At 71.8% G+C, this 13,317-nt stretch carries 13 protein-coding genes; 7 read left to right on the top strand and 6 right to left on the bottom strand.

The features are described from left to right. Window positions 1-11: 11 nt before the first annotated feature. On the bottom strand, window positions 12-911 hold the full coding sequence (locus QP090_RS31015; protein ID WP_285943114.1) for a 1,4-dihydroxy-2-naphthoyl-CoA synthase: 900 nt from the start codon (window positions 909-911) through the stop codon (window positions 12-14). Between the two features lie 111 nt (window positions 912-1,022). Between QP090_RS31015 and QP090_RS31010 the strand changes: the two genes are divergently transcribed. The 3 genes from QP090_RS31010 (at window position 1,023) to QP090_RS31000 (ending at window position 4,973) form a co-directional block, all read left to right on the top strand. Further along, window positions 1,023-2,234: an AMP-binding protein gene (locus QP090_RS31010; RefSeq protein ID WP_285943112.1), complete on the top strand. Its 1,212-nt coding sequence runs from the start codon at window positions 1,023-1,025 to the stop codon at window positions 2,232-2,234. An 86-nt stretch (window positions 2,235-2,320) separates the two neighbouring features. Continuing rightward, window positions 2,321-3,364 (top strand): cation diffusion facilitator family transporter, encoded by a 1,044-nt coding sequence (locus QP090_RS31005; protein ID WP_285943110.1) that lies wholly within the window; start codon window positions 2,321-2,323, stop codon window positions 3,362-3,364. Between the two features lie 253 nt (window positions 3,365-3,617). After that, on the top strand, window positions 3,618-4,973 hold the full coding sequence (locus QP090_RS31000; RefSeq protein ID WP_285943108.1) for an RNA polymerase sigma factor: 1,356 nt from the start codon (window positions 3,618-3,620) through the stop codon (window positions 4,971-4,973). 93 nt (window positions 4,974-5,066) lie between these two features. On the opposite strand, the gene QP090_RS30995 is transcribed toward QP090_RS31000, so the two are convergent. The 3 genes from QP090_RS30995 to QP090_RS30985 all read right to left on the bottom strand — a co-directional run bounded on the left by QP090_RS30995 (window position 5,067) and on the right by QP090_RS30985 (window position 8,152). After that, window positions 5,067-6,221, bottom strand: coding sequence for an esterase-like activity of phytase family protein (locus tag QP090_RS30995; RefSeq protein ID WP_285943106.1), 1,155 nt, complete (start codon window positions 6,219-6,221; stop codon window positions 5,067-5,069). A gap of 182 nt (window positions 6,222-6,403) precedes the next feature. Then, window positions 6,404-7,294 carry an ABC transporter permease gene (locus tag QP090_RS30990; protein ID WP_285943104.1) on the bottom strand — a complete coding sequence of 297 codons (891 nt, stop codon included), beginning with the start codon at window positions 7,292-7,294 and terminating at the stop codon, window positions 6,404-6,406. 75 nt (window positions 7,295-7,369) lie between these two features. Continuing rightward, window positions 7,370-8,152, bottom strand: a complete 783-nt coding sequence (locus QP090_RS30985) for a TetR/AcrR family transcriptional regulator (protein ID WP_285943101.1) — start codon at window positions 8,150-8,152, stop codon at window positions 7,370-7,372. 109 nt (window positions 8,153-8,261) lie between these two features. Between QP090_RS30985 and QP090_RS30980 the strand changes: the two genes are divergently transcribed. Continuing rightward, window positions 8,262-9,689, top strand: a complete 1,428-nt coding sequence (locus QP090_RS30980) for a serine hydrolase domain-containing protein (protein ID WP_285943099.1) — start codon at window positions 8,262-8,264, stop codon at window positions 9,687-9,689. Window positions 9,690-9,755: 66 nt separating this feature from the next. Here QP090_RS30980 and QP090_RS30975 read toward each other — a convergent pair whose 3' ends face one another. Further along, window positions 9,756-10,958, bottom strand: a complete 1,203-nt coding sequence (locus QP090_RS30975; RefSeq protein WP_285943097.1) for an FAD-dependent monooxygenase — start codon at window positions 10,956-10,958, stop codon at window positions 9,756-9,758. Window positions 10,959-11,012: 54 nt separating this feature from the next. Between QP090_RS30975 and QP090_RS30970 the strand changes: the two genes are divergently transcribed. Continuing rightward, window positions 11,013-11,738: a TetR/AcrR family transcriptional regulator gene (locus tag QP090_RS30970; protein ID WP_285943096.1), complete on the top strand. Its 726-nt coding sequence runs from the start codon at window positions 11,013-11,015 to the stop codon at window positions 11,736-11,738. A 12-nt stretch (window positions 11,739-11,750) separates the two neighbouring features. Here the strand turns inward: QP090_RS30970 and QP090_RS37580 are convergent, their stop codons facing one another. Continuing rightward, window positions 11,751-11,885, bottom strand: coding sequence for a helix-turn-helix domain-containing protein (locus QP090_RS37580; protein WP_329520809.1), 135 nt, complete (start codon window positions 11,883-11,885; stop codon window positions 11,751-11,753). 29 nt (window positions 11,886-11,914) lie between these two features. Here QP090_RS37580 and QP090_RS30965 point away from each other — a divergent pair, with 29 nt between their 5' ends. Next, the gene (locus tag QP090_RS30965; protein ID WP_285943095.1) at window positions 11,915-12,496 is read left to right on the top strand and encodes an SUKH-4 family immunity protein; all 582 of its coding nucleotides are present in this window, start codon (window positions 11,915-11,917) and stop codon (window positions 12,494-12,496) included. A gap of 74 nt (window positions 12,497-12,570) precedes the next feature. After that, window positions 12,571-12,744, top strand: coding sequence for a hypothetical protein (locus QP090_RS30960; RefSeq protein ID WP_285943094.1), 174 nt, complete (start codon window positions 12,571-12,573; stop codon window positions 12,742-12,744). Window positions 12,745-13,317: the final 573 nt, after the last annotated feature.

Below are 13,317 nucleotides of genomic sequence, written 5' to 3'. Positions count from 1 at the left end.
CAATTCGAACGTCAGTAATACCACGGGTAAGGCGACCAGTCGGGCTCGCGCTTCTCCAGGAACGAGTCCCGCCCCTCGACCGCCTCACCGGTGCCGTAGGCCAGCCGCGTCGCCTCGCCGGCGAACACCTGCTGCCCGACCAGCCCGTCGTCGATGAGGTTGAACGAGTACTTCAGCATCCGCTGCGCGGTGGGGCTCTTCCCGTTGACCTTACGGGCCCATTCGAGCGCGGTGGCCTCGAGTTCGGCATGCGGGACGACCGCGTTCACCATGCCCATCCGGTGCGCGGCCTCGGCGTCGTAGGTGTCGCCCAGGAAGAAGATCTCCCGGGCGAACTTCTGCCCCACCTGGCGGGCCAGGTAGGCCGACCCGAACCCGCCGTCGAAGCTCGCCACGTCGGCGTCGGTCTGCTTGAACCGGCCGTGCTCGCGGCTCGCCAGGGTCAGGTCGCAGACCACGTGCAGGCTGTGCCCGCCGCCGGCGGCCCAGCCCGGCACCACGCAGATGACGACCTTGCCCATCATCCGGATCAGCCGCTGCACCTCCAGGATGTGCAGCCGCCCGGCCCGCGCCGGGTCGATCGACTCGGCCGTCTCGCCCTCGGCGTACCGGTAGCCGTCCCTGCCGCGGATCCGCTGGTCGCCGCCCGAGCAGAAGGCCCAGCCGCCGTCCCGCGGGGACGGCCCGTTCCCGGTCAGCAGCACGCACCCGACGTCGCTGGACATCCGGGCGTGGTCGAGCGCCCGGTACAGCTCGTCGACCGTGCGCGGCCGGAACGCGTTGCGGATCTCCGGACGGTCGAACGCGATGCGCACCGTCCCCTGGTCCACCGCCCGGTGGTAGGTGATGTCGGTGAAACCGAAGCCCTCGACCTCTTTCCACGCGCCCGCGTCGAACAGCTCCGAGACCATGTGCTCCCCTCTCAGCCCGCCCGGCGCCGGCCCTGTGCGCGTCGCCGGCCCCCATTCAACCGCCTCACCGATTCGAACGTGTTCAGCGGGGTCGTCTAGGCTGATCGCGACATGGAACGCCGCCTGCACGCCGTCGTGCTCCCGCCGGGGCCCCGCCTGTACGGGGCCCTCACCGCCGCCCTCGACGGCAGCGGCCCCGCCATCTGCCCGCTCTCCCCCGACCTGCCCGCGCCCGCGCTCCGCGGGCTCCTCGGCACCCTGGCGCCGCACGCGGTCGAGACCGAGGACGGCGTCCAGCCCTACCGGGCGGCCGACCCCGCGACGCCGACCACCTCCACGACGCCGGCCGATCCCGCGACGCCGGCCGATCCGGGGGCTCCCGCCGCTCCGGGCACCGCGGTGCTCATCGCCACCTCGGGCTCCACCGGCACACCCAAGATCGTCGAGCTGTCCGCGACCGCCGTACTCCACTCCGCCACCGCCACGCTGGCCCGGATCGGCGCGGGGCCCGGCGACCGCTGGCTCTGCTGCGTGCCGACCAGCCACATCTCCGGGATCCTGGTGCTCGCCCGCGCCCTGCTCGGCGGCGCCGCGCCGGTGATCCACCCCCGCTTCGACCCCGCGTCCGTCGAGGCCGCCGGCGACGTGCACATCGCGATGGTCCCCACCCAGCTCAGGCGGCTGCTGGACGCCGGGACCGACCTCGGCGCCCTGGGCGCGATCATCCTCGGGGGCGCCGCCGCCTCCCCCGGCCTCCTCGCTGAGGCGCGCGGCCGGGGCGCCCGGGTCTTCACCACCTACGGCATGAGCGAGACCAGCGGCGGCTGCGTCTACGACGGCGTCCCCCTTGACGGCGTCCGCGCCGCCGTCGGCGATGACGGCCGGATCCGGCTGGCGGGCGAGGTCCTGTTCACCGGGTACCGGCGGCGCGCCGCCCTCACCGCCGCCGTCCGCGACGGTGAGTGGTTCGTCACACCGGACCTCGGCACCGTCGAGGACGGCCGCCTCCGGGTGCGCGGCCGGATCGACGACGTGATCAACACCGGCGGCGAGAAGGTCGTCGCGGGCGAGGTCGCCACGGCGCTGTCGCGCCACCACAAGGTCCGGGACGTGGTCGTGGTCGGCCGCCCCGACCCCGAGTGGGGCGAGCGCGTCACCGCCGTCGTCGTCCCCGCCGCCGACGCCCCCGCCCTCGCCGAGCTCCGCGCCTGGGTCCGCGAGACCATGCCGGTGCACGCGGCCCCGCACGAGCTGGAGCTGGTCGAGGCGATCCCGCTGCTCCCGTCCGGCAAGCCCGACCGGGCCCTGCTCCGCCACGCCTGACCTCCGCCGGCCCCTGCCCCCCGTCGCGGTTGCCCCGCCGCGATCACCGGGTAGGGCCCCGGACAGGAGATCACCGAGGGGGACCGATGGCAGCGGAGCAACCGCCGGAGAGCACGCTGACGGTGGTGCTCGCGCTCGCCGCCAACCTGGGGATCGCAGTGGCGAAGATCGTCGCCGCGGTGCTCACCGGCTCCGCGTCGATGGCCGCCGAGGCCGCGCACTCGGTCGCCGACACCTTCAACGAGGTGCTGCTGCTGGTGGGGCTGCACCGCAGCGGCCGGCCCGCCGACCGCAGGCATCCGCTCGGGTACGGCAAGGAGCGCTACATCTGGACGCTGCTCGTCGCCGTGGCGATCTTCGGGATGGGCGCGCTGTTCGCCTTCTACCAGGGCGTCCAGACCTTCACCGGGCACTCGGGCGGGGAGGCCGATCCGCTGATCGGCTACATCGTGCTGGCGGTGTCGTTCGTCCTGGAGGGCATCTCCTGGCGGCAGGCGGTGCGGCAGGTGCGGGCCGCGGCCCGCGACGACGGGCTGCCGCTGCTCGCCCACATCCGGCGGACCGACGAGCCGACCGCGGTCAGCGTGCTCCTGGAGGACTCCGCGGCGCTGCTCGGGCTGCTGCTGGCCTTCGCCGGCCTCGGCCTGCACCAGCTCACCGGCTCGCCCCTCTGGGACGCCGCCGGCTCGATGCTCATCGGCGTGCTGCTCACCGCGGTCGCGCTGATCCTCGGCCGGATCAACCTCAACCTGCTGATCGGCAACCAGGCCGACCCCCGGCTGGTGGCCGACGTCCGCGAGCGCCTCGGCGCCGCCCCCGAGGTCGAGTGGGTGGTCGACATCGTGACGATGACGCTCGGCGCGGACCGCGTGCTGGTCTGCGCCCGCCTGGACTTCCGCGAGGCGCTGACCTCCGGCGACGTCGAGCGGGCCTGCGTGCGGATGGCGCACGGGCTGCGGGAGGCGCACCAGGAGGTGGACGAGGTGTTCCTGGAGCCGGTCCCCCGCGACGACCCCGAGCTGCGCGAGCGCGTGATCGCCAGATACGGGGGGACGCTCCGGCAGCTCCCTCCGGACACCGGCTCTCCGGAGGGAGGCGGGCCCTCGGGGCGAGGCGGTGTCGCAGGGTGACGGGATGTGACAGGGGATGCGCGACCGGCCCGGCGTCTTTACGCAGTAAGGTAGATTCGTCCGGAAATGGCGAGAGCCCCTGTCCCGCACCGCCCTGCGCGGACCGGGCCGCTCACCGCGCCGCGCTGTGAGACGCTTGACGTGGAGGGCCGGGAACAACAGGCCGCCCGCGCGACGTTCGGATAAGTGCGAGCGCTATCAGCGATACCGCCTCCGCGTCGCACTCAGACCACGAAGGGAGAGGGGTGTCCGCATGCCACGAACCGCCATAGAGACCCCGCTCACGGAGCCCGCGGGCCCTGCCCTCGGCGACCTCCTGGAGCGTGGCCGGCAGCAGGGACGCCTCTCGCTCGACGAGGTGCGCAAGGCCTTCGAGGCCGCCGGCATCAGCCCGGCGCAGGGCCGCTCGATGCTGCGCGAACTCTCCGAGGCCGGCGTCAGCCTCGCCAGCGAGGACGACCCCGGCACCAGCAAGGCCGGCGCGAAGAAGCGCGCCGCCAAGAAGGCCCCCGCCGACGCGAAGAAGACCCCCGCCAAGAAGCCGTCCGGCAAGACGGCCGGGCAGTCGGCCGCGGCCCGGCCCGCCTCCCCCGACTCCCCTGACTCCCCTGCCTCCCCCGCGGCCGGTTCCGACGACGAGGGCTCGTTCGAGGTCACCGAGGTCGAGGCCGAGCCGCCCGCCGACCTGGACGACCAGTCGACCACCATGGGCGACTCGGTGCACACCTACCTCAAGGCGATCGGCCGCCGCCAGCTCCTCACCGCCGAGCAGGAGGTCGACCTCGCCAAGCGCATCGAGGCCGGCCTGTACGCCGAGCACAAGCTGGAGACCGAGTCGCCGAGCCCCCGCCGCCGCGCCGACCTCGAATGGGTCGCCGCCGACGGGCGGCTCGCCAAGTCCCACATGCTGGAGGCCAACCTCCGCCTGGTGGTCTCGGTCGCCAAGAAGTACTCCGACCGGGGACTGTCGCTGCTGGACGTCGTCCAGGAGGGCAACCTCGGCCTGATCCGCGCCGTGGAGAAGTTCGACTACTCCAAGGGCTACAAGTTCTCCACCTACGCGATGTGGTGGATCCGGCAGGCCATCCAGCGCGGCTTCGCCGACTCGGCCCGCACCATCCGGCTGCCCGTGCACGTGCTGGAGATGCTCAGCAAGCTGAGCCGCGTCGAGCGCGACATGCACCAGCGGTTCGGCCGCGAGCCCACCCCCGAGGAGCTGGCGGTGGAGCTCGACCGGAGCCCCGAGCAGATCCGCGAGCTGCTGCGCACCAGCCGACAGCCGATCAGCCTCGACTCCACCATCGGCGAGGACGGCGAGACCCGGATCGGCGACCTGATCGAGGACACCGACAGCCCCGAGGCCGCCGAGCTGGTCGACCGCCAGCTGATGGCCGAGCAGCTGCGCCGCACGCTGGACATCCTGTCCCCGCGCGAGGCCAAGATCATGGCGATGCGGTTCGGGCTGTACGACGGGACGCCGCGCACCCTCGACGAGATCGGCAAGGCCCTCGGACTGACCCGCGAGCGGATCCGGCAGCTCGAGAAGGAGTCGCTGTCCAAGCTGCGGCACCCGAGCAACGCCCAGCCCCTGCTCGACTTCGCGGTCTGAGACCGCCACGCGGGCAGGCCCCGCGAGACCGGTGACAGCCGGCCTCGCGGGGCCTGCCCGCTTCCTCGTGATGGTTCGGCTTCATCGCGATGGTCAGCAGCCCTTGACGGAGAACGCCAGGAACTGGGTGACCTCCTGCGCGTCGAAGTTGTCGTCAGAGCCGACCACCAGGCTGCACTGGCCGCCTCGCAGGCGCGGCCCCCAGCTCAGGCTCTCCAGGTTCTGCGTCGGCCTGCTCACCGAGCCGAGGTCGGCGACCAGGCGCTTGCGCGCGGCACGGTACGGGCCGCCGGCCGACAGGCTGTCGCGGGCCAGCACGTTGGTGGCGCCGCGCACGTCGAACTCGTACAGCTTGACGTTGTAGCCGACCCCTTCGGCCCAGAACCGCTCCAGCGCCAGGTAGCGGTGATCGTCGACCGCCAGGATCTCCGAGACGCCCCCGTCGGAGTACCCGCTCGCCGGGACCGGCGCGGCGGGGGCCGGGTCGACGGGGTAGGCGTACTGGGCGCGGACCCGTCCGGCCCGGTCCCACAGGGTCAGGCGGGCCGGGCCCCCGTGCCGGACGGTCGGTGGCTCGCCGTCCTCGTAGCGCGGGCCCTCCACCATCGCGGCGATGCCGTGGGGCGGGAACGTCAGCGCCTCGAAGCCCAGGTTGCGGCGCGGCCCCTTGTCGGTGTCCGTCAGCCTGAGGCCGCCGGGGATCGGCAGCGCGCCCCGGTAGGCGCCGTCCCGGCCCGCCCACCGGATGGACATGTCCGATACCGGGATCGTCGGGGCGGACGCGTCGGGGCGGTCGCCCTCGCTGCCCCAGAGCACCCGCCGGGTGCGCGGGTCGTACCGGATCGTCTCGGGGTCGGCGGACTCGGGCTTGCCGTAGCCCGGGTACGGGGTGCCGTCCGGCCGCCGGAGCGTGGTGACGCCGCTGAGCCGCACCCCGGTGAACGCGCCGGTGGCCGGATCGATGTCGAGCCTGCCGGTGTAGTAGCGGGCCGGATCGTAGCGCCACCGGTCGTCGGAGACGAAGTACCAGGTGCCCGTCCGGGGGTCGCGGTCGATGCCCGACAGGCCGCCGACGGTCGTCCCCTGGAACTTCATCATGTGCGGGAGGCGCCGCTCGCCGAGGAACCGCGTGATCGTCACCGTCCGCGGCGCCGCCTTCGCCTTCCCCGCCGCCGCGGCCTCCGGCGGCGGTCCCCCGGCGAGCCCCGCGGCGACCACCGCGGCGATCCCGGTGACCACCGCGGTCACGCTCCGCCGGCCAGTCCTGTTCGCGTTCACGTGCCTGAACTCACCCCTCGAATACGGTCGGCTCCGCTCTGTTCCAGAGCTCTGTCAGTATCCGGGCGCGCACGGGCCGGGGCCCCGATCTTCACCAAAGTCCACGGTCATGAAAGTGTCACCACTTCCCCAAGGACAAGTAAACGCACTCGTCAGTCGACGCGGCGGAACTCCAGGATCGCCACGCCCATCAGCCCGAACCCCATGACGAGCACGAGCACGATCTCCAGCCATACCGGGACCACCCAGCCGTTCCAGGTGACGCCGGGATTGAACGTCCGCTGGAGCGCGGGCGAGACGTCCAGGTGGGCGAAGACCGCGCGCCGCAGCGGGTCGACGGCGTAGGTCAGCGGGTTGAACCGGGTCAGGACGGCCAGCCAGGCGGGCAGCCCGTTCAGCGGATACAGCGCGCCGGACAGGAACAGCATCGGCATCATGGCCATCTGCATCAGGCCGAAGAACGACTGCATGCTGGTGATCCGCGCGGCCATCATCACGCCGAACCCGGTGAGCGCGAACGCCCCGATGAACATCAGGCCGAGCAGCTCCAGCAGCAGCAGCGGGTCGTAGGGCACTCCCGCCAGCCCGGCCAGGGCGACGATCACCGTGCCCTGCACCGTCGCGACCAGCGCGCCGCCGAGGCACTTGCCGACCACGATGGCGCTGCGGCTGACCGGCGCGACCAGCATCTCGCGCAGGAACCCGAACTCGCGGTCCCACACGATCGACCCGGCCGAGAACATCGCGGTGAACATCACCGACATCGCGCACACGCCGGGGAAGATGAAGGTCTTCAGGTCGACGCCGCGGTCCGAGCCGCCGCCGCGGGCCAGCAGGTTGGACAGCCCGGTACCCATGACCAGCAGCCACAGCACGGGCTGGATCAGCCCCGACACCATCCGCAGCTTGTCCCGCCAGAACCGGATCAGTTCCCGGTGCAGGACGATCTTCACCGCGCGCAGGTCGTGCCGGACGCTGCGCTCGGGCACCCGGACCCGCGCGACGCCGGGGACCTCCGGCTCGCCCATGGTCGCCGCCGGCATGGCCGTCACCGTCCCCTCGCGCTCCGCTCCAGGCCAGGGCCGTTCTCGACACACCCTGCCCCGTTCCCGGCACGGTCACTCGCGCTTGATCGTCTCCACCCGATCACGGAGGCGGGGCGGGCCCCCTGCGGGGGCGAAACGGGCGGCCAGACCGTGGAGGACGCATTCGAGTCCGCTGTCGAACTCGTCGTCGCGGGCGGCGGTCCGGTCCTGGTTCCGCTGGGCGGCGTACAGCTTCCGCAGCCGTGGGTAAGCCTGTGCCGCCTGCTCGGCGGCCGGCCAGAGCCCCTCGACCCATTCCTGTTCGCTCTGGCCGCTGCGGGCCAGCGTGGTCAGCCACGCTGCCTCACTGGTCGACACCCCGATGACGTAGGCCACGACCGTGTTCAGGGCCCGATCGGCCGCTTCCAGCGTGAAGCCGCCCTGCTCGAACACGGCGAGGAGTGCCTCGTTCTGCCGCATCACGTTCGGCCCCAGATAGGCCACGCCCGCCTCACCGAGCACGGAGACGATCCAGGGGTGGCGCAGGACCATGGCCCGCATGCTGTGGGCGTAGCGGGTGACGGCCGCGCGCCAGCCCGCCGGATCGTCGGCGGCCGGGACCTCGACCTCGCCGTAGACCTCGTCGACGACCAGCTCCATCAGTTCGTCCTTGTTGGCCACGTGCGTGTACATCGAGGTGGCCCCGGCGTTCAGGCGGGCGCCGAGCCTGCGCATGCTCAGGGCGTCGATGCCCTCGGCGTCCAGCAGTCCGAGCGCCGCGGACACGATCTGCTCCCGGCCCAGCGGCGGCTGCTCGCGCCGGGGCCGCTGCGGGCGGGCCCACACCGACGGGTAGGGCTGCTTGTCGGCCGGCATGCGGTCTCCTCACGACGATCCTTTCCGAACAGTGTACGGCTTTGCGAACGACGCATGGTGTCCGTACAGTGTGCGGCGTACCGAACATTGTATGGAAGGACCCGTCATCATGCCGTCATTCGACGCCGACCACTGGCAGGCCAGGCTCGATGAGCTGCGCACCGTCCATCACGTGCCGGGCGCGGCGCTCGCCGTGCTGGCGGGCGGGACGATCCATGAGCTGGCCAGTGGCGTGCTGCACCGAGGGACCGGCGTGGAGGTGACCACGGACTCGGTGTTCCAGTCCGGTTCGATCGCCAAGGTGTACACGGCGACGCTGGTGATGCAGCTCATCGACTCCGGTGACCTGCGGCTCGACAGCAGGGTCGTCGACGTGCTGCCCGACTTCGCGGCCGCCGACGACGAGGTCACCGAGAGCGTGACGATCGGGCGGCTGCTCAGCCACACCAGCGGGATCGCCGGGGACTTCACCCTCGACACCGGTCGCGGTGACGACTGCCTCGCCCGCTACGTGGAGGCGTGCGCGAACGTGGGCCAGGACTGCCCGCCCGGGACCGTCATCTCCTACTCCAGCACCGGGTATGCGATCCTCGGCCGGATCGTTGAGGTGGTCACCGGGCAGACCTGGGACGAGGCGCTGCGCGACCGGCTGCTGGTGCCGCTCGGTCTCGAGCATTCGATGACCCTGCCGGAGGAGGCGCTGCGGTTCCGGGTGGCGATGGGCCATCTCGGCGGGCCGGGAACCGACCCGGAGCCGGCACCGGAGTGGGACATGCTGCCGCGCTCGGCCGGGCCGTACGGGCGCGTCCTGGTCACTGCCGCCGACGTCGTCCGCTTCGCGCGGATGCATCTCGACGGCGGTACCGCGCCCGACGGCACCCGCGTGCTGTCCGCCGAGTCGGCGGCGACGATGCGGCGGCGCGCCGCCGACTGCCTGGACGGCTGGTCGTTCATGGCGGACGGATGGGGCCACGGGTGGCCGCTGTACGACTGGGACGGAGTCGCCGGCTACGGTCACGACGGCGCCGCGGTCGGGCAGTTCTCCTACCTGCGTGTCGTGCCCGGCAGCGGCGTCGTCGCCGCGCTGCTGACCAACGGCGGCGGTGCGACCGAACTGTTCGTCGATCTGTTCCAGGAGCTGCTCGGTGAGCTCGCCGGGGTGCGGATGCCCGGCGCCTTCGCTCCCGCCGCGGAACCGCCGGCGGTCGACGTCAGCGCGCTCGCGGGCACCTATGAACGCGAGGGCGTGCGCCTCACGATCGGCGAGCGGGACGGCGTGCCGCATCTGCGCTTGGAGCTGACCGGCGGGATGGCCAAATACTCACCGCCGATCGAGACCGACCTGGTGGCGGTGTCCGACACGGTGCTCGCCATGCCGGCCATCGGCCCTGTCAGCGCGCCGTGGCTGCCCCTGGTGTTCGGGACGCTTCCGGACGGCACACCCTACGTCTACTTCGGCATGCGGGCGGCACCGAAGACGTCCCCGGCGGCACCGGTGAACACGACGGTGACTCCGGCGGCCACCGGCTCCCGCTGAGCCCTGGACGACGGCCAGACCTCGGCCCACCCGCGTCCGCCCGCTGCGCGCCCCCGCCCGGCGTGATCAGGAGAGGGTCCGGTCCGCGGCGTACTCGGGCAGGCCGGTGTCTGTCGCCAGCGACTTGGTGCTGCTGATCAGGAGCCGCCGGCCCAGGCGGCTGGCGAACAGCGTGTTGCGGCTGCGCAGGCCGAGACGGCTGGCCGGGGCGAGGAACCTGCCGGGGTTGGCGCCGCGCTGCCATCTGGCGGCGTAGGGCCGCAAGCGGTTCTCGTAGGCGGCGAGGCCGACGCGGTGATCGCCGCGGGCGGCGGCGAGTTCGCCGGCCAGTACGTAGGCGCCGACGATGGCCGTCCCCACGCCCATGCCGCCGAGCGTCACTCCCCAGGCGGCATCGCCGAGCAGCGCGGTTCGGCCGGATGACCAGGCGGGGACGCGGACCCGGCTGATGGAGTCGAAGTACACCTCGGGTGCGTCGCGCAGGCCGTCGAGCAGGTGCGGCACATGCCAGCGCAGGCCGGTGAACGCGTCGGCGATGAACTTCTTCTGCTCGTCGAGGTCGTGCCAGTCGTAGTCCAGCCGCCGCGAGGTGAACATCGCGAAGACGCCCGCCCTGTCCGGATCGCGATGGTCGGCTCCAACGCTGACCATCCGTCCGGGCACGTTGTACTGCCGGGGTGTGGCGTCCGCCCCCAGCGTGTTGGGCAGTTGCCAGCCGGCCAGGTAGTAGCCGAGGTGTCGCACGTAGTCCTGCTCGGGCCCGAACGCGAGGCGGCGCACACCGGAGTGCAGGCCGTCGGCGCCGATCACCAGGTCGAACGCGCGCGAACCGTGGCGGCCGAACTCCACCTGGACGCCGTCGGCGGTCTCCGCCGCGTTGGCGATCACGTCGCCGAACAGGTAGTCGGTGCGCTCGGCACTGCGCTCGTAGAGCATCCGGGACAGGTCGCGGCGCAGTACCTCGATGTCGCCGCCGGCGAACTCGGCGGGCAGCCGGAAGATCTGGCGGCCGTGCTCGTCCACGCAGCGCATCGCGCCGCCGTGGGTCTGCCGTGCGCGCAGTTCCTCCAGGACGCCCATCTTCTCCAACACGCCCAGGTGGGTGGGGCCGCGGAAGTCGACGGCGAAGCCGGAGGTTCGCAGCGCGGGCGCCACCTCGACAACGGTGGTGTCGGCCCCGAACCGGGCCAGCCAGTAGGCCAGGGCGGGGCCGGCGACGCCGGCGCCGGAGATCAGGACTCGCATGCCGCGTAGGGCGGGAACGCTCACGTCACTCTCCTGTCAAACAATTGTGTCCAGAAGACACAGTGTACGATAGACACAGTGATCTCTTCAAGCAAGGGAGTGCCGATGGCGGCCGAGACGACAGCGATCACGCTGCTGTGGGAACAGTGGTCCGCGCCCAGACGCGGACCGAAACCGACACTGAGCCTCGACGCGATAGCCGCCGCCGGCATCGAGATCGCCGACGCCGACGGGCTCGCCGCCGTGACGATGCAACGGGTCGCCGAGCGGCTGGACGTCACGAAGATGGCCCTGTACCGCTACGTGCCGGGCAAGGCGGAGCTGGTCGCGCTGATGGTCGATCTCGCGGTCGGTGAACCACCGCCCCCGGAGACGGCCGCCGGCGCCTGGCGGCCGGGACTCGAGGCCTGGGCGCGGCGGCTGCACGCCCGATTCCAGGCGCATCCGTGGGCGCTGGAGGTCACCGTCGGGGCACGCGCGACCGGTCCCAACGAACTCGCCTGGCTGGAACAGGCCACCGCCGCGCTCACCGGCACCGGACTGACCGGCCCGCAGAAACTCGACGTGGCCGCCACCCTCACCGGCCACGTCCGGATGATCGCGCAGCACGCTGCGGTGTCACCTGCCGACGCCCCGGAGCAGGCGATGGCCGACACCATGAACGCGCTACTGGCCGGACGCGAAGACCGATTCCCCACGCTGACCGAGGCATTGGCCGACCCGTCCGGCAAGGACGAGGCACTCGACTTCGGCATGCGGTGCATCCTCGACGGTGTAGAACTGCTGATCGGCCGATCGCGATGAACGGCGGAGCCGCTACTGCGTGCTGAGCGCCCTATGGCGGTATTCGCTGGGAGGAACATCGAAGGCGGCGCGGAATGCGCGGGTGAAGACCGAATGGTGGGTGAAGCCCCAGCGTGCCGCGATGTCATGGACCGGGACGGTGCGCAACGCGCCGTCCCGACGCCAAGGAGCCCGAAATGGTCACCCATGCGGAACTGGTATCGGCATTCGGCTCCGATTGGGTCGAGACCATGCCGCCGGAGGTCGCCGAGCGACACTTCGGCGATCCGGAAGACCGGCGGGTCCTGACCGAGGTGGGCCTGCCCGGCTCGCTCATGGAGGTGCTGTTCTTCGGCGACCTCGGGACCGAGCAGCCTCGTACCATCGCCCAGGTCCTCGACATCGGAGAGCCGGGTAGCGATCCGCCGGACATCGAGGACGACATCGTGATCGTCAACAGTATCGGCGGCCTGGCCTGCCTGTCCCAAGCGGAGCACCACATCTACTGGTACAAGCCGGGGGACGAGAAGCGGAACCGCGCACTCATCAACAGTTCCCTGGAGCTGTTCGTCGAGACCCTCTACCGGGTCTGGCTACGGTTGAAGGACCTCAACCTGGAGTACGCCTCCTACGACGAGGAATCACCAGCCGAGATCGGTGCGGAGCTCCGCCGTCTGGTGGCGGAGATCTGCGACATCGACCCACCGTCCTTCGAGAGCCCGGTCATGTACTGGCAGCACGTGCTGCTCTTCGCCCTGAAACTCATCGCGGAGGAGTGAGGTCGGTCGGCCGCTCTGGGCTGACGACCACTGGCATCGTCCTGCACGTCAACACCATGCGTCACCATGGTGAGATGCGCTTCGGCTCGAACGGTCCAGGCTCCGGCACGTGGTCGAATGCAGGCGATGACCTGGGCTGCCGTCACCTCGCGCGCATCGCCAGGCGCATCTGGTCGCTGGCGGAACCTTCGGCGTCGCGGATCGTCGTGCCGGTGAACGACATGGTCACGGGCAGCACGCCCGGATGACCCACCCTTGTCACACGCCGACCTTCGCCGCGCCGTCGATAAGCTCCGAGCGCTCGAGCTCCTCGTCCGCCAGCCCCTGCTCCGGCTCCCCCGCCTCGCCTGGTCGGCCTCTGACGACGGCACCCTGGTCGGCACCCCCACCCAGCGGCGGCTGGTGGACCTGGCCCGCTACGGCATGGGCGCGACCGCGCTGCTGTCACGCCCGCACCACCCTGGCAGCAGCACCAGCCACCATCAAGCGAACGGTCAGACGGCCGACCCGCCTACGCCATCAAAGCCACCCACCGCGGCCAACGCAGACGGCAACCCCACCCAGCTCGGCGAGGCGATCGCACACTACGGCCGGATCCTCAAGACCCTGCACATTCCTCACCTACGCTGCGACAGGGCCTCCAGCTTTCCGGGTGCGGCCGGGTTGGTGCGGCCGATGACCGCGAGCCGCCGCTCGGTCCCGGGCATCCTGGTGAGCCGGCGGCGCTCCAGTTCGTATCGGCCGCGCGGGCCAGCGGCCGGAGCTGGCGCAGCAGCTCGCCGAGGAGGTCGAGGTCGCGGCACCGGTCCGGCTCGGCCAGC

Source organism: Actinomadura xylanilytica (assembly GCF_030283145.1).
GTDB classification, from domain to species: Bacteria; Actinomycetota; Actinomycetes; order Streptosporangiales; family Streptosporangiaceae; genus Spirillospora; species Spirillospora xylanilytica.
Note: the sequence above shows the minus strand (reverse complement) of the source record. Positions and strands in the feature narration are given on the sequence as shown.